This is a genomic window from Roseobacter sp. AzwK-3b (assembly GCF_000170875.1).
GTDB lineage: Bacteria > Pseudomonadota > Alphaproteobacteria > Rhodobacterales > Rhodobacteraceae > Roseovarius > Roseovarius litoreus.
Map to the genome: position 1 here is coordinate 1 of NZ_ABCR01000010.1, position 16,119 is coordinate 16,119.

Genomic DNA, 16,119 nt, shown 5'->3' on the forward strand with positions numbered 1-16,119 from the left:
CTCGAGCACCATGTCCAACATGCGACGCCAAGCAGGATCGCGCATAGATGATCAGAAAATAGATCGCGTCGGCGGCAACTGCGCCAGATAATAGAAGCCTGATTTGTTCCGAGGCCGATATAGTTCATCACGAATTCGGGCGAATATTGCGGCGTCACGAAAAGCGGGTTTTCGATTTTGTATCCAAGAAAGAAATACGCGATCGCAATAGACACCACCGTGGTCAGCAACCACCCCCAGTGGATGAAGGTCAGCATCAGGATCGAGATGGTCATCATCCAGCCGAAGATCATGTCGGTCTCGTTGAAGAACGGCTGTGAAACCTCAAGCTGTTGGGCATTCAGACGCACATAGCCCATCGCGATCGTGGCCATCACAAGCCCCACGACCGCAAACACCATGCGCGGCCAGAAAAAGGGGCGGATCGGCCGGATTATCTCGGTTTCCGGATCGGCGATGCCGAGCTTTTCGTCACACAGGTTACGCACCGCCAGAAGGCCGGTCATCATCACGATACCAAGGATGAAATTGGAGTAATGCTCCGAGGAGTTGCTCGTGAATCCGAACGCGGCGAAGCCGATATAAATGGTCATCAACAAGCCGATCAGCAAGAACGGTATGTCGGTCGCTTTACGCAGAGTCTTCCAGGCCATGGAACGTATCCCAGTCGGTTTGCTTGAAGTTTGAAGCTGAGAAGCGAGTTGCCGCTACGGACGAAACCGCTGCCCTGCCTGCCTCGCTTTGAAAGGGCCGACCGATCCCGCAGGGTCGGTCGGCCATGTCGTTAAGACATATCGCCTTCAGGTACAGGCGATCACTTGACCTCAGGATAGGTCATCGGGTCGCATTTCTCGGTCAGCTCCCACCAGCCAAGCTCTTTGAACGCGCGGATCGCACCGGGATGGGCGTTTTCCTCGGACAGACCGCAGGTCATCAGCTCGGGGTTCCAGATGTTCCAGAGCGCGTGAAGCTCTTTCATCTTGGGTCCGATCTCGGCCACGGCCTTGACCAGCTTATAGGCGGTCTCTTCGCTGAAATCCTCATGCGCGGCCTTGTAGGCGCGGTTGAAGCCGACACCCAGAGGCTCGTCCTGATGCGGCAGCGTGTTGGGCGGCAGCGTCACGTGAATCCAGGTGGCGTCGAATTCCTTGTTGAGCTTGTCGACGATTTCCTTGGTCACGCCGAGGTAGCAGATTTTCTTGCCTGTCGCCTCAAGCTGGCGCACCGGGCCGGGGATCAGGAAGTTGGTCAGCGTCGGCTCGGCGCCGATCGGGGTCACGGCGGCATCCGTCGCACCGTCGATCAGCTGCTGTGTCAGCTGGCCGGGCGTCATGTGGCGGATATCCGTGTTCTCCGGCGTCACGCCATAGCCGTATTCCAGGAACAGCCGGCTGAACACGCCCCAGTCCGACTGGCCGCGCAGACCAAGCGAAATCCGCTTGCCCTTCAGATCGGCCATTGTCTTGAGCGAGCAATCGAAGGTCGCAAGGAATTTGCCTTGGCCCCACCATGCCTCGCCGTAAAGCAGCTTCCACGGAATCTGCACAGGCTCGGGCAGGAATTCCGCCATGCTGCCCTGACCACCCTGATAGGCGACCTGGATCAGCGTATCCTCTGTCGCGAAAATCGAGGTTTTTCGTTTCGATTCGTTCAACGCCATTTCGCGGATGTTGTAATTGTATCCCGGCGTCTCCTGCGGCAGAATCATGACGTCGGATTGCGCCTGAATCAGCTGGTTCATCAGGATCGTGTCGCCTGCCATCGGCCCGCATCCAAAGGGGCAAAGCAGAACGGGGATGGCCTCTACGGCCTGTGCGGCGCGGTCGCCACCAGCGATCGCTGTAAGGCTGGTGACGGCGGCCAGCGCCAGAGTTTTCATTTTGAGTCGTGGCATATGTTCCTCCCATAGGACTGTGCAATTTGGCGTTTCGGACCTGTTGGCCACTGACGCGTTCTCATTATGCAAGACAATCTATATCACTAGCTGGACGAATTGTCATCAACGCGATAGGCTCGAAGGAAGAATTTTACCCAAAGGGGGCGGCCCATGGCGCTGGTGCAGGATAATCCGATCGAGGTTGCGGGGCGGTGCTATCTTGTGGCCGGTGCCGCGGGCGGATTGGCAAGGCCGATCGTTGCAGCACTTCTGAAGCGGGGCGCGCGGCTCATTTTGATGGATACGGATGATGCGGGCCTCGACGCTATGATCGCGGCTCATGGCTCGGAAAACGCGCTCTCTTTCACAGGCGACATCACCGACAAGTCCGCGCTGGATGCGGCCGTCGATCTGGGCCAGACTCGCTTTGGCCGTCTCGACGGCGGGGTGAACGCCGCGGGATTGTTGCCCATCGCGGCCTCCGACACGATGGACGCTGAGCTTTTTCGCCGCTGCATAGATGTGAACCTGACGGGCGCGTTTCTCTTCAGTCAGGCGTTGGCGCCCGCTTTGCGTGCCGCAGGCGGCGGTCGCATCTTGCATATCGCATCGGTATCTAGCACGGTCTCCAACCCCGCCTATGCTGCCTATGCAGGCTCCAAGGGCGGTCTGGCGCAGGTCGTGCGCGTGCTGGGCCGCGAATGGGGGCCGGATGCGATCACGGTCAATGCTATCGGCCCGGCTCTCACCGAAACGGATCTGACCCGGGACTATCTCGCGAATCCCGCCTTCCGCGCCAAGGCAATCAGCGACATTCCCATGGGTCGCCTCGGCCTGCCAGAGGATCTGATCGGGCTGGCTTTGCTGCTCTTGGGTCCCGGCGGCGCGTTCATCACCGGGCAAACCATATACGTTGACGGAGGACGCACCCTTGTCTGACAACGCATCTCATCGCGGCCTCGCCTCTCAGCGCCGCGCGGCGACCCACGCCGCGGACCCGGAGGCTCTGGCCGAGCTGATCCACACCGCCGCCTCGACAGACGAGGACCGCATCGGCGCATGGGAGGTGCTGGACCGCGACGCTATTCTCGAACAGGCGGGCCGCCTGATGACGCGCCCGAACTGGCAGGACCTGCCGCTGGCCGGTGTCGCCGTCGGGGTGAAGGATATTTTCGACACGTCCGATTTCGTGACGGCCTATGGTTCGCCGATCTATGCCGGGAACCGTCCGGCGGCGGATGCGGCTGCGGTTGCGGTTCTTCGCGGGGCGGGGGCGATCCTGCCGGGCAAGACGGTGACCACTGAATTCGCCTATTGGAAAGCCGGCAAGACGCGCAATCCTCGCAACCCGGATCACAGCCCCGGTGGCTCGTCGGCGGGATCCGCCGCCGCCGTTTCTGCGGGCATGGTCCCCTTGGCCATCGGCTCGCAAACCGCCGCCTCGACGATCCGGCCTGCCGCCTATTGTGGCATCGTGGGCTTCAAGCCCAGCCTGCACCGGATCAGCCTTGCGGGCGTCAAGGGGCTGGCGGGCTCGATGGACACCGCCGGGTGCTTCGCGCGCGATGTGGCGGATGTGGCGAGCCTTGCCAGCGTATTGGCAGGCCGCCCGGATTGGCGCGACCCGGCCGGACTGGGCGCGCCTGCGCCGTCCCTGCATCTCGCCATCACGCCCGAATGGGACATGGCTTCGCCCTGGATGCGCGATGCGCTCGACAGCATTGCCGCATCGCTGGCCGAGTTCGGTGCGCCCGTCACGCGGGCACCTGCGCCAGCCGCCTTCACCCCGCTGGCGCAGGTCCAGACCCGCCTGATGGCCGCCGAAGCCGCCCGCGACCTTGCGACCGAAGCGCGCTTTCACCGCCACAGCCTGAGCGAGCCTCTGCAGGAGTTGATCTCCACCGGGCAGGCCATGCCCTCTGACCAGCAAGAGGCCGATTATACCACGCGCGACACCGCCTTGGCGCAGCTTGACGCGCTCTTTGCCGGGGCGGACATCCTCTTGGCGCCAAGCGCGTTGGACGAAGCCCCCAGGTTCGAGACCGGCACCGGCAGTCCCGATCTCAGCCGCGCATGGACCCTGCTTGGCCTGCCCTCGATAACGCTGCCCGCAGGGCTTGGCCCCAACGGCTTGCCGATGGGCCTTCAACTGGCCGCGCGGCCGGGCCGGGATCGGGCGCTTCTGCAAGCCGCCCGTTGGATCGAAGCGCACCTGGCACCGGACAGGCGCCATGCAGTCGCTTGACGCTCTGATCCAGTGGCTTCAGCCGCTGCCCCCGCCCGTGTCGTTGCTGGTGATCTTTCTGATCACCATCGTCGGTGGCGTGCTGCGCGGCTTTACCGGTTTCGGCGCCGCAATGGTCATCATTCCCGTGGTGGCGCTGGTGACCTTGCCGCGTGATGCGGTGGTCTTTCACGCGCTGATCGAGATACCCACGGCACTGCAGCTTCTGCCTGACGGGCTGCGCCATGCGCGCCGCTCCACGGTGTTGCCGATGATGCTGGGCCTGATCCTCGCCGTGCCGGTGGGCATGTTGCTTCTGGTCAGCCTGCCGCCCGATGTGATGCGCGTTGCGATGTCCATTGCGGTGCTCGGCCTTGTGACATTCATGTGGGCCGGTGTGCGTTTGCCGCCGCCGCGGGGCAACTGGGCCGGGATACTCGGGGGCACCGCCGGGGGCATCCTTCAGGGCAGCGCAGGGGTGGGCGGCCCGCCGATTGCCGCCGCTCTCATGGCGCGCCGTGACGATGCGGGCGAAACACGTGGTAATGTGCTGGTGATGATGGCGCTCATCATCCTCGTGTCGATCCCCGCGCAATACGCGTTCGATCTTTTCAATCGTGAAGTGGTGATCCTCGGGGTGATGATGGCCCCGGCCTACATGCTGTCCACGGTCTTCGGCGCCTGGCTCTTTCGCAGGACGGGCGGGCGCAATTACCGCGCCATCGCCCTCGGTATCCTCGCCATGACCGCAATCGGAACGCTTGTGGCCTCGATTTTGTAAGCGCGCGGCTCAGTCGATCACGAACAGGGGCTGCCCGTATTCGACCATCTGGCCATCCGTCGCAAGGATCGCCTTGACCGTTCCTGCGCGTGTCGACTCGATCGTGGTGAAAAGCTTCATCACCTCGATGATGCACAGCGGCGTTCCCACCTCGACTTGCGCGCCCACGGTGACGAATTCCGCCTCTTCGGGCGAGGGGCGGCTGTAATAGGTGCCCACCATCGGGGCGACCACCTGATTGCCGCTCACCGGCGCTGCGGCGCTGTCCACCGGGGCCGAACTCTCCGGAGCCGGGCTTGCCGCCGCAGCTGCAGGAGCCGCCGCCGGGGCAGGGGCCGTCGAAACCTGAGCCGGTGCCGGATCCGAGGCGCCCTTGCGGCGGATCAGGATCTTCGCGCCCTCAAGCTCAAGCGAAACCTCGTCGCAATTGCTGCTATCGACGATCTTCACGATTTCGGCAACGTCACTGTAGCTGAGCGTCATGGGGTCCTCATTCTTCCTTGTCAGGGGTGTCTTGATCCGAGTGGAACGTCTTGGCAAAACTTTGCGCGGCTTCCTTCATGCGGGGCACGAAGCCCAGCATCTGGTTCAGCGTCATGCGCGCTTCGGGGGCGGAGACGGCGATACATCCAAGGCAATTGCCCGATTGGTCCACCACCGGCACGGCCACGCAGACCACGCCATGCATGAATTCCTGGTTGTCGGTGCCGATGCCGTCCATGCGCACCCGGTGAATGGCCTCGGTCAGCTTGCCGGGATCGGTGATCGTGGCATCCGTGTAGGCGGTCAATGGCCGGGCCTCGACGATGGCGCGCAGATCGCGTTCCGACTGAAAACTCAGCATCAGTTTGCCGATGGCGGTGCAATGCGCGGGAACCCGGCTGCCTGCCGCAAAGCGCAGACCAAGCGGCCATTTCGACTCGACCCGGTCCAGATAGATCACCTCCGATCCGGACAGGATGCCGTAATTGCAGGTCTCGCCGGTTTCCGCCGCGATCTCCTGCAGGATCGAGTGGCGCAGCGATCTGGGCGCGGATGTCACCAGCGCCCGTTGCGAAAGCGTGATGAGCCGCGGCCCTTCGGTAAAGCCGTTATCGGCGGCGTCGCGCTCGAGAAATTCCATTTCGACCAGCATGTTCACCACCCGGTGCGTGGTCGGCTTGGTCAGCCCGGTGATACGAATCATTTCGGAAATTGAAATCGGCCGCGTGCTGCGGGCGATCAGCTCCAGAATCATGAAGGCTTTTCCGGTCACGCCCAGTTCGGCCAGCTGGTCGCGACGCGTCGACTCGATTGCATCCTCGATCAGTGGGTCATCCAGATCGTCGTTGTTGAAAAGGTTGACCACAGGCGCGCGCTTGGACTCGTTCTTCATGTTTCACCCTTGTTCTGTTCGATGCAGGGTCGGCGCACGACCCGTCCATCGATCATTACTATGACCTCTTGCAGAACGGAAATCAATCATCCTATACTTAATTTGAAACGATACGTGCTTTATTTCGAGACGAGACAGCAAGCAGAAACAGGCAGCCGGTGGACAGACTCCCAATGAACCAAAGCCCTAATCCCACGCCCCAAGGCGCACGCGGCTCCGACCCAAGGCTGTCGCGTGTGCTGATCGCAAATCGGGGCGAAATCGCTCTGCGGGCCATTCGCGTTTGTCGCGACCGGGGGCTGTCATCCGTTGCCGTCTATTCCGAGGCTGATTCGGACGCGCCCCATGTCTGGGCGGCCGATCACAGCGTCTGCATAGGGCCCGCCGCGGCCACCAAAAGCTACCTGTCGCCCGGCTCTTTGGTGCATGTCGCCAAGATGACGGGATGCGACGCGGTCTATCCCGGCTACGGGTTTCTGTCGGAAAACGCCGATTTTGCAGATCTCTGCGCACAGAACGGCCTCAAATTCGTCGGCCCTTCGGCGGATGCGATCCGGACCATGGGTGACAAGGCCCGTGCCCGCGAGGTGGCCTCCGGTCTTGGCGTGCCGGTGGTGCCCGGCTCCGAAGGTGCCTTCACCGATCCCGCCGCCGCCGAGTCGGTGGCAGCCGATGTGGGCTTTCCCATGCTGCTCAAGGCGAAATCCGGCGGCGGTGGCCGGGGCATGCGGATCGTCCGCGAGCTGGACGCCTTCCGCGCCCAGTTTCTTCAGGCCAGCCGCGAGGCCGAGGCTGCTTTCGGCGATGGCGGCGTCTATATCGAACGGTTCTTCGACGCGGTGCGCCATATCGAAATTCAGGTGATGGGCGATGGGCGCGGCGGTGCCGTGGCCTTTGACGAGCGCGATTGCAGCGTGCAGCGCCGCCACCAGAAACTGATCGAGGAATCCCCATCCCCTGCCGTCGGCCCCGATCTGCGCGCCCGGCTGAAAGAGGCGGCGCTGAAACTGACCCAAGGCATCTCCTATGAAGGGGCCGGGACCATCGAATTCATCCTCGATGTGAAAACCGGCGAGTTCTTCTTCATCGAAATGAACACCCGCATCCAGGTGGAACATACCGTTACCGAAATGCGCATCGGCCATGATCTCATCGCGATGCAGCTTGATATCGCGGGTGGCGCGCCGCTCGATCCGGCGCTGGCCGATCATGTGGGCCGCGGCCATGCGATCGAGTTTCGCATCAACGCCGAGAACTGGAAAAACGGCTTCATGCCGTCGCCGGGCCGCCTGAACGAATGGCTGGTTCCGCAGGGTGAGGGCATCCGCCTTGATACCGCCGTCTATCGTGGCCAGCGAATTTCACCCTTCTACGATTCGATGATCGCCAAGCTGATCGTCTGGGGCGAAACCCGTGACGAGGCGCTCGCGCGGTCGCGCGCCGTGCTGGATGGCTGCCGCGTCGACGGGGTCGAGACCACGATCGGCTTTCATCGACGGTTGATCGACCACGAGGATTTTCTGCAAGACCGTGTGCATACAAGATGGATCGAGAACGACATGTCACTCGAGTCTCTGGGAGGAGCGTGATGAGCCGCGACATCAAATTCATCGACGTCACCTTGCGTGACGCGCATCAATGCCTCTGGGCCACCCGCATGACCACCGGCATGATGAAGGACATCGCGCCGTTTCTGGATCGTGCCGGGTTCGAGGCGATCGATCTGGTCGGCGGTGCCGTGTTCGATGTCTGCGTCCGCTTCCTGCGCGAAGACCCTTGGGAGCGTATGCGCATCCTCAACACATGGATCACCGAGACGCCTCTCATCATCCATACGCGCGGCCAAAGCCTTTTCACTTTCGAATTCTTCCCCGACGACATCGTCGAACTGGCCGCCGAGCGTTTTGCCGCCAACGGGATGCGCTATCATACGCCCTATGATCCCTTGAACGACATCCGCAACTTGCGGATTCCCGTGCAGGCCGCGCGCAAGCTGGGCATCCATACGGTGCCGGGTCTCGTCTATACCTACAGCCCCGTTCACACGGATGAGTATTACCGCAAGAAGGCCCTCGAACTGGTCGAGATCGGTGTGGACGGCATCTTCATCAAGGATCCAAGCGGGCTTCTGACGCCTGAACGCGTCGCAACCCTCGTGCCCGCGATCAAATCCGCCATCGGCGATCTGCCGTTGCAACTGCATTCGCACTGCTTGTCGGGCCTGTCGCCCTATGTGGCGCTGCAGGCTGTCGAACATGGCATCGACGTGCTGCACACCGCCACCTCCACTCTGGCGCATGGGGCCTCGCACCCGCCGACCGAGCGTGTGGTGGAAAACCTGCGCCGTCGCGGCCATTCCGCCGCGCTCGATCTCGACGCGATCCGCGAAGTGGCCGAGCGTCTGGACTACATCGCCAAGGTCGAAGGCAAACCCACAGGCCAGCCGCTCGACTATGACGAGTTCCACTTTCATCATCAGGTTGCAGGCGGCATGATCTCGAACCTGCGGGTGCAGCTTGAAACCGTGGGCCTTGCCGACCGGATCACCGAAATCCTCGAAGAGGCGGGCCGTGTGCGCGCCGATCTGGGCTATCCCATCGTGGTCAGCCCTTTCGCGCAATATATCGTGACCCAGGCCGTTCTGAACGTCACCGCGATGGACAAGGGTGGTCAGCGCTATGACAGCGTGCCCGACGAAATCCGTCTCTATGCGCGCGGCGGCTATGGCGAGATCGCGGGCGAGATCGACGCCAACCTCTATGACAAGCTGACCGGCGGCAAAGAGATCATCACGCAGCGTGCGGGTGCCCTGATCGAACCGGCCATCGCCCGTCTGCGCCAATCGCGTGGCCCCTTCGCCTCGGATGACGATCTGCTGCTCGCGGCCTTCTATGACGATACGCAATACAAGGCCCTGAAACAGGCAGGTCCGATCGACACCGAGTATCGGCTGGCCGGCACGCCGCTTTTGACCCTGCTCAAGGAAGTCGCCAAGCGCGACGACATCAAGAGCTTCCATCTCAGCGTCAAACCCTGAGCCGCGTTTGCCCAAGCAGGCGCGCCAAGCACCACAGGACAGACCATGACCACACCCTGCATCATCACGACCGCGATCACCGGCGCCATCCCGCGCACCTCGGAGTGTCCCGGCCTTCCGGTCGTGCCCTCGCAGCAGATCGAATCCACCCACGAAGCCTATGAGGCCGGATCGGCGCTCGTGCATATCCATGTGCGCAATGACGACGAAAGCCCCAGCTCCGACCCCGACAAATTCGCCGAAGTGCAGGAGGGCGTGCTCAAGCATTGCCCCGGCATGATCATCCAGTTTTCCACCGGCGGCCGTGGGCGCGATCAGAACGCCCGCGGCGCAGCGCTCGAGCACCGCCCCGACATGGCGTCGCTCACCACGGGCTCGGTCAACTTTCCCAAACAGATCTACGAAAATCCGCCCGAGTTCATCGACGCTCTGGCGCGCCGGATGCAAACCTATGAGGTAAAGCCCGAGATCGAGGTGTTCGACGCTGCCATGCTCTACAATACCGCCACGCTCATCAAGCGCGGGTTGATCGACGCTCCGGCCCATGTGCAATTCGTCATGGGCATTCCCAACGCCATGCCCGCGCGCCGCGCCCTGCTCGAATTCCTGATTTCCGAGCTGCACGAGGTCCTGCCCGGCGCCACGTGGGGCGCCGCCGGGATCGGGCGTCACCAGTTCGAGGTCAACAAATGGTGTCTCGAGTTGGGTGGGCATTGCCGCACTGGGCTTGAGGACAACATCAAATATGACAAGACCCGCGTCGCCAACAGCAACGCCGAGCTTGTCCAGAAGATCGTCGATATCGCTGGCGAATACGATCGCCGTCCCGCCACCCCTGCTGAGGCCCGCCAGATTCTGAGCCTTCGTCCCGCCTGAGGCGCACGACGCTCGGGCAATAGCGCCCCGCCTGCAATCAGGCGGGGCGTTTTCTTGTCACGCCGGCGCGAACATGTCTTTGAAATCCTCGCGCAACACGTTCTTTTGCACCTTGCCCATCGTGTTGCGGGGCAGGGCGTCCATCACCACCAGCCTGCGGGGGTGCTTGAACCGCGCCAGTGATTGCGTGGCCGCTTCCATGATCGCATCCAGATCGGGCTGCTCGTTCTTTTCGGGCACGATCACCCCCAGCACGGTTTCCCCGAAATCGGGATGCGGCACTCCCACAACGGCGCTTTCCAGAACGCCGGGCTGCTCGTCCAGCAACAACTCGATTTCCTTGGGATAGATATTGTAGCCGCCCGAGATGATCAGATCCTTGTTGCGCCCGACAATGTGAATATAGCCGTCCTCGTCGATCTTCCCCAGATCGCCGGTGATGAAGAACCCGTCCTCGCGCAGCTCTGCTGCGGTCTTCTCCGGCATCTGCCAATAGCCCTTGAACACGTTCGGCCCGCGCACTTCGATCTGGCCGATCTCTCCATCGGGCAGCGTCTCGCCGGTCTCGGGATCGGTAATCTTCAGCTCCACGCCGGGCAGGGCAAAGCCCACCGTGCCTGCGCGCCGCTCCCCGTCATAGGGGTTCGAGGTGTTCATGTTGGTTTCCGTCATCCCGTAGCGTTCAAGGATGCGGTGGCCGGTGCGCTCTTCGAACTGCACATGCGTTTCCGCCAGCAACGGCGCCGACCCCGAGATGAACAGCCGCATATGACGCACCAGACCGCCGGTGAACCGCTCATCATCCAGAAGCCGCGTATAGAACGTGGGCACACCCATCATCGACGTGGCTTTCGGCAGCCATGCGATCACCTCATCGGCATCGAATTTCGGCAGGAAAATCATCTCACCGCCGACCGACAGAATGATGTTGGTCGCCACGAAAAGGCCGTGGGTGTGGAAGATCGGCAGCGCGTGCAGCAACACGTCTTCGCCGGTAAAGCGCCAGTGATCCACCAGCACTTGGGTGTTGGACAGCAGGTTCTCATGGGTCAGCATCGCCCCCTTCGAGCGCCCGGTCGTGCCCGAAGTATACAGAAATGCCGCCAGATCATCCTTGCTGCGCGCCACCGTGTCGAATGTCTCGGGCTGGTCTGCGGCCTGCTCCATCAGACTGCCGCTGCCATCGGCGTTCAGTGTCGCCACCCGCGCCGACAGACCTTCGGCCATGGGCGCGATCTCACCCGTCTTGGCGCCGTCGCATACGATCAACCGCGCGCCGCTGTTCTCGATGAAATAGGACAGCTCATCCACCGTATAGGCGGTGTTGAGCGGCAAGAAGATCAGCCCCGCCTGTACGCAAGCGGCATAAAGCGCCAATGCCTCGGGGGATTTGGCGACCTGTGCCGCGACCCGGTCTCCCGGCTGCAGACCCATCGCGGTGACCGCGTTGGCGATCCGGGCGGCGGTGCCCAGAAACGCGGCATAGCTGATCGTGCCGCCACTCGGCAGATGCAGGAAGGTGGCCGTGTTGCCGGCATGTTTTCCGAACAGGTTGTCATAAAGCGTGTTTGCCATGGCTCACTTTTCCTTGGCTGGTTCGAGATGTGCTGAATTGGCCAGCGATTTGACCTCGGATGTGGCAACCACGGTGTTGGTGGCCGCGAATTGTTCGTGGTTCTGCGCGACCTTTGCCAGATCGTACAGGTAATTGACCATCGTGCCGCCCGATCTCGCCCGCCCATTGGCCGAAGTATCGGCCTCCGCGTGCACCGCATGGACGATGGCGCCATTGCCCAGATGGAAGCGCGCGACCGGATCGACCGGTGCGCCCGTGTCGTGCTTGGCGTGCAACAGGTAATGCGCCGCCAGAGCGCGCATCTGCTCGGGCGCGGCCTCGGTCCAGGCGATGCCCTGCGCGTCCAGCCATGCACAGAGCCCCGGAATCGGCGACAGCGTCACGAAGGTTTTCAACCCCGGCAGCTCCGCCGCCAGATCCGATGCCACCTGCTTGATGAGCGAATTGCCGAAGGAAATACTGGCCAACCCCGCCTGACAGTTCGAGATCGAATAGAACACCGCCGTATCGGCCTCTTCCTCGGGCAGCGCGGCGCGCTCGGGCGCCAGCAGCGCCTGCACCGATCCCGGAATCCCCCGGGTCAGCGCGACCTCGACGAAAATCAGCGGCTCGTCGGGCATCGCGGGGTGGAAAAAGGCGAAACAGCGCCGGTCCTCCGGCTCCAGCCTGCGGCGCAGATCGTCCCAACTGTCGATGGCGTGCACCGCCTCGTATTGGATGATCTTCTCGAGGATATGCGCAGGGCTTTCCCAGTTGATCGGCCGCAGCACCAGAAAGCCACGATTGAACCACGACGCGAACAGGTGCCTGAAATCCAGATCCAGCGCCTCCAGCTCCGGCCTGCCGCGCCCCAGCCGCAACAGATCGGCGCGCATTCCCACCAGTGCCCTCGTGGCACCCGGCACGCCGTTCAGCCTACGGATCAACTCCTGTCGGCGCGGCTCTGACGCGGCCATGTAGCTGCGATAACTGGCCTTGGAGGGTTCTTCCTCATAGGCATCCAGCGCGTTTCGCACCGCTTCGGGATCGATATTCATCGCCCCCGCCAGATGCTCGAAAAACCCTAGCTTCTCCTCGTCCTTCATCATCGCGAAGCCCGTCAGGATCTCGGCTGCCATGCTGGCCCCCGACGTCTCGCCGGTGCTGCCGACCAACTCATCCGCCAGTTCCGTGATCGGACGTGTCCCATGGCGGCGCTGCGCAAAGGGGCGGTAACGCCGCTCGAAGACGGTGGAAAGAAGATCGGCGAGCAAGGTCATTGTCCCGGACCCATTACCGCATCCGGCAACCACGTGGCCAGCCCCGGAAAGAAGCACAGCAGGATGATCGCGACAACCATGCAGGCCACATAGGGCAGTGACCCCTTGAGGATCGTCTTGAGCGAAATATCAGGCGCGATGCCGTTGATGACATAAAGGTTCAACCCCACCGGCGGCGAGATCAGGCCGATCTCCATGTTGATCGTCAGGATCACCGCGAACCAGATCGGATCGAAGCCAGCGGTGGTGATGATCGGCAACAGGATCGGCGCCGCCATCAGGATCACCGCGACCGGCGGCAGGAAAAAGCCCGCGATCAGCAGAAAGACGTTGATCGCCCCCATCAGCACCCACCGGTTCACATCCAGCGTGCCAATCCATTCGGCGATCGACTGGGTGATGAAGAGCGACGACAGCATGTAGCTGAACACGCCTGCGGCGGCGATGATGAACAGGATCATCACCGATTCCTTTGTGCTGTCGCGCAGCACCACCCACAATTGGCGCGGATCCCACAGCTTGTAGATGATCATCGCGATCAGCAGGCACATCAGCGCGCCCACGGCGGCGGTTTCCGACGGCGTCGCGATACCGCCATACATGGCGTAAAGAACACCGATGATGATCGCCACGAACGGAAGGACGCGCGGCAGGATCTCGAATTTCTGTTTCCAGCTATAGCTGCTGGCCATCAGCACCTGTGCCGAACCGGACTTCCATGTGGAATAGAGCGACCACGCCATGAACAGGCTCACCAGCAGCATCCCCGGAATGACCCCGGCCAGAAACAGCCGCCCGATCGAGGTTTCCGTGGCGATGCCATAGACGATCATCGTCACCGATGGCGGGATCAGGATGCCAAGCGTGCCGCCTGCCGCGATCGATCCCGCCGCTACCGCGTCGGGATAGCCGCGCTTGCGCATCTCGGGGATGCCCATCTTGCCGATCGCGGCACAGGTGGCGGGACTCGACCCCGACATCGCCGAAAACAATGCGCAAGCGCCGAGGTTCGACACCACAAGCCCGCCGGGCACGCGCGTCAGCCAACGCTCCAGCGCCTCGTAAAGATCGGCCCCCGCCCTGGTCGAGGCGATCGACGCCCCCATGATGATGAACATCGGGATCGACAGCAGCGCGAAATTGTTCAGCTTCCCGAACAGGATTTCCGGCATCAACTCCAACGACCGCAGCCCGTCGAAGGCAATCAGGAAGCCCGCCGACACGATCAGCAGCCCGATGGCCACCGACACGCCGGAAAACAGCACGAAGATGGTGATGATGGCGACAAGCGCGCCAAGCAGAAGAGGATCCATCAGACGTTCTCCAGTCCAAAGGGTTTGTCGACCTTGATAATGACCGCCACCAGATCGGCCACTAGCTGCAGCATCAGCAGTGCGAAACCGACCGGAATGGCAAGATAGGGTATCCACAGCCGCACGCCCCAAACCGTGTCCGAGCGCCAGCCGCGATCCCACGCGAAATGCCAGTATTCAAATCCGTAGAACAGCATCACCCCGACAATCAGGATCGAGACCGACAGCGTGATGATGCACAGCACGTATCTCGCCCTTGGCGGCAGCGCGAGCGGGAAGAGATCCACATTCACATGGCCGCGCAACTTCTGCACATAAGGCAGACCGATCAGCGTGGCCGCCACCATCAGATAGATCACGGCTTCTGTCTGCCACACGGTCGAGCCATTCAGCACGAAGCGGATGAAGATCATCTGACAGGTGATCCCCACCGCCGCGACTATCATCCCCGCCGAACACCAGCCCGCCAGCGTGGAAATTCCGGCGATGATGCGCAGAAAAGGATTGTTCCCGGTCTGCGCTGCGGCAGCCGAACTTTGACCGGCCATGAAAGCCTCCCTTGAACCTCGGTGTGTTTTGTCTGTGAACTGTCGTCTGAACGGCGCAAGCTATGCCGACCATGCCATCGCCGCGCAGAATGGATCCAAGGGCGACCCAAGCGGGCCGCCCCCCGTGTCAAATCATTCGACAGCCAGCGCCATGTCCAGCAGCGCCTGCCCGTCCGGCACTTCCTCGACAAACGCCTTATAGGACGTTTCCTTTGCCAGAGTGCGCCACGCTTCGAAGTCTTCCGGCTTCATGGTCGCGATCTCGACGCCGGCTTTCTTGAACACCTCGACTGAGGCCGCATCCTGCTTCTTGGCCTCTTCGAGATAGAAGCTCTCCGCCTTTTCAGACGCTGCCAGCAGTGCGTTTTGCTGCTCTTCGGTCAACCCCTCGAATGTGCTCTTGTTCATCAGCAGCGGCTGATACATGAACCACAGCGCCACATCGCCCGCGGGCGTGTAGCAGGCCGCCTGTTCGTAGATGCGATAGGACACGAAGGACGACGACGAGGTGTTCGCGGCATCCAGAACGCCGGTCTGCATGGCGTTGTAGATTTCCGACGATGCCATCGACGCGATCGACGCACCGGCACCGGCCAGCATCTGTTCGAACGCTTTGCCGGCGGCGCGCATCTGCATGCCTTCGACATCGGCGGGCGAGGTGATGCACTTCTCCTTGCCGACGAAGCCGCCCGCAAGATAGCCATGGACCAGCACCATCACGTCATCTTCTGCCATCTTGGCTTCCAGCGCTTCCATGAAGGGGCTGTTGGACAGACGAGCGGCGTGATCGTGGTTCTTCACCATGCCGGGCATCAGTGTCAGGTTGAACGCCGGCTGTTGTCCGCCAGCATAGCTCAGCGGCAGAACTGTCATGTCCAGCTGGCCACGGCTCAGCGGCTGGTACTGTTCGCGCGGCTTGAACAGCGATTTCGACCCGAAGATCTTGATGTCCAGGTCTACATCCGCGGCGGCCACTTCATCGGCCACGATCTGCGCGACCTGGTGGCGGACGTCCTTGTTGGACCACTGGTGGGACAGGCGCAGCTCGGTCGCATGGGCCAGCGTGGCCGTAGACACGAGTGCAGCTGCCGCCACGGCGGTTTTAAGCATTCTCTTCATGGTTCTCCTCCCAATGCATTGCCCCGGCAGGGCCGGGGATGTCGGTGCAGGTTAAGTGCGGTGTGTTTTTCAAGTCAACCACTTTGTATACGAGACCGTTTATGTTGCATCTTAAAGGCAAGCTGATACACTTCC

15 protein-coding genes are annotated in these 16,119 nt (G+C 62.1%); 6 read left to right on the forward strand and 9 right to left on the reverse strand.

Annotated elements, in window-relative coordinates; all coding sequences use genetic code 11:
* On the reverse strand, nt 1–653 hold a 653-nt coding region (locus RAZWK3B_RS15820), incomplete at its 3' end, for a hypothetical protein (protein WP_007816900.1).
* 161 nt (nt 654–814) lie between these two features.
* On the reverse strand, nt 815–1,894 hold the full coding sequence (locus tag RAZWK3B_RS15825; RefSeq protein WP_083799209.1) for a TAXI family TRAP transporter solute-binding subunit: 1,080 nt from the start codon (nt 1,892–1,894) through the stop codon (nt 815–817).
* A gap of 153 nt (nt 1,895–2,047) precedes the next feature.
* On the opposite strand from RAZWK3B_RS15825, the gene RAZWK3B_RS15830 reads away from it, so the two are divergent.
* From RAZWK3B_RS15830 to RAZWK3B_RS15840, 3 genes are read left to right on the forward strand one after another with little or no spacing between them, the layout of a single operon-like run.
* Nucleotides 2,048–2,815 carry an SDR family NAD(P)-dependent oxidoreductase gene (locus RAZWK3B_RS15830; protein ID WP_007816904.1) on the forward strand — a complete coding sequence of 256 codons (768 nt, stop codon included), beginning with the start codon at nt 2,048–2,050 and terminating at the stop codon, nt 2,813–2,815.
* On the forward strand, nt 2,808–4,121 hold the full coding sequence (locus tag RAZWK3B_RS15835) for an amidase (protein WP_007816906.1): 1,314 nt from the start codon (nt 2,808–2,810) through the stop codon (nt 4,119–4,121). Before RAZWK3B_RS15830 ends, RAZWK3B_RS15835 begins: the two co-directional genes overlap by 8 nt.
* Complete coding sequence (locus RAZWK3B_RS15840) at nt 4,108–4,881, forward strand: sulfite exporter TauE/SafE family protein (RefSeq protein WP_007816908.1); 774 nt, start codon at nt 4,108–4,110, stop codon at nt 4,879–4,881. Before RAZWK3B_RS15835 ends, RAZWK3B_RS15840 begins: the two co-directional genes overlap by 14 nt.
* Before the next feature lie 9 nt (nt 4,882–4,890).
* On the opposite strand, the gene accB is transcribed toward RAZWK3B_RS15840, so the two are convergent.
* Entirely contained in the window at nt 4,891–5,364 is a 474-nt protein-coding gene (gene accB, locus RAZWK3B_RS15845) for an acetyl-CoA carboxylase biotin carboxyl carrier protein (RefSeq protein ID WP_007816910.1), read from the reverse strand.
* Nucleotides 5,365–5,371: 7 nt separating this feature from the next.
* A complete protein-coding gene (locus tag RAZWK3B_RS15850) occupies nt 5,372–6,256 on the reverse strand; it encodes an IclR family transcriptional regulator (protein ID WP_007816913.1) in 885 nt (294 codons plus the stop codon).
* Nucleotides 6,257–6,429: 173 nt separating this feature from the next.
* Here RAZWK3B_RS15850 and RAZWK3B_RS15855 point away from each other — a divergent pair, with 173 nt between their 5' ends.
* Genes RAZWK3B_RS15855 through RAZWK3B_RS15865 form a run of 3 tightly spaced genes read left to right on the forward strand, consistent with a single transcriptional unit; the run spans nt 6,430 to nt 10,169 of the window.
* Nucleotides 6,430–7,845 (forward strand): acetyl-CoA carboxylase biotin carboxylase subunit, encoded by a 1,416-nt coding sequence (locus RAZWK3B_RS15855; RefSeq protein ID WP_007816915.1) that lies wholly within the window; start codon nt 6,430–6,432, stop codon nt 7,843–7,845.
* Nucleotides 7,845–9,293 carry a pyruvate carboxylase subunit B gene (locus RAZWK3B_RS15860; RefSeq protein WP_007816917.1) on the forward strand — a complete coding sequence of 483 codons (1,449 nt, stop codon included), beginning with the start codon at nt 7,845–7,847 and terminating at the stop codon, nt 9,291–9,293. The genes RAZWK3B_RS15855 and RAZWK3B_RS15860 overlap by 1 nt, the downstream gene beginning before the upstream one ends.
* A 45-nt stretch (nt 9,294–9,338) precedes the next feature.
* Complete coding sequence (locus RAZWK3B_RS15865) at nt 9,339–10,169, forward strand: 3-oxoadipate:acetyl-CoA acetyltransferase (protein ID WP_007816919.1); 831 nt, start codon at nt 9,339–9,341, stop codon at nt 10,167–10,169.
* A 57-nt stretch (nt 10,170–10,226) separates the two neighbouring features.
* Here the strand turns inward: RAZWK3B_RS15865 and RAZWK3B_RS15870 are convergent, their stop codons facing one another.
* The 5 genes from RAZWK3B_RS15870 to dctP all read right to left on the reverse strand — a co-directional run bounded on the left by RAZWK3B_RS15870 (nt 10,227) and on the right by dctP (nt 15,984).
* On the reverse strand, nt 10,227–11,744 hold the full coding sequence (locus RAZWK3B_RS15870; protein WP_007816920.1) for a malonate--CoA ligase: 1,518 nt from the start codon (nt 11,742–11,744) through the stop codon (nt 10,227–10,229).
* A gap of 3 nt (nt 11,745–11,747) precedes the next feature.
* On the reverse strand, nt 11,748–13,004 hold the full coding sequence (locus tag RAZWK3B_RS15875) for a malonyl-CoA decarboxylase (protein WP_007816922.1): 1,257 nt from the start codon (nt 13,002–13,004) through the stop codon (nt 11,748–11,750).
* A complete protein-coding gene (locus tag RAZWK3B_RS15880) occupies nt 13,001–14,317 on the reverse strand; it encodes a TRAP transporter large permease (RefSeq protein ID WP_007816924.1) in 1,317 nt (438 codons plus the stop codon). The genes RAZWK3B_RS15875 and RAZWK3B_RS15880 overlap by 4 nt, the downstream gene beginning before the upstream one ends.
* Complete coding sequence (locus RAZWK3B_RS15885; RefSeq protein ID WP_007816926.1) at nt 14,317–14,865, reverse strand: TRAP transporter small permease subunit; 549 nt, start codon at nt 14,863–14,865, stop codon at nt 14,317–14,319. Before RAZWK3B_RS15885 ends, RAZWK3B_RS15880 begins: the two co-directional genes overlap by 1 nt.
* Nucleotides 14,866–14,997: 132 nt before the next feature.
* A complete protein-coding gene (gene dctP, locus RAZWK3B_RS15890; RefSeq protein ID WP_037296089.1) occupies nt 14,998–15,984 on the reverse strand; it encodes a TRAP transporter substrate-binding protein DctP in 987 nt (328 codons plus the stop codon).
* Nucleotides 15,985–16,119: the final 135 nt, after the last annotated feature.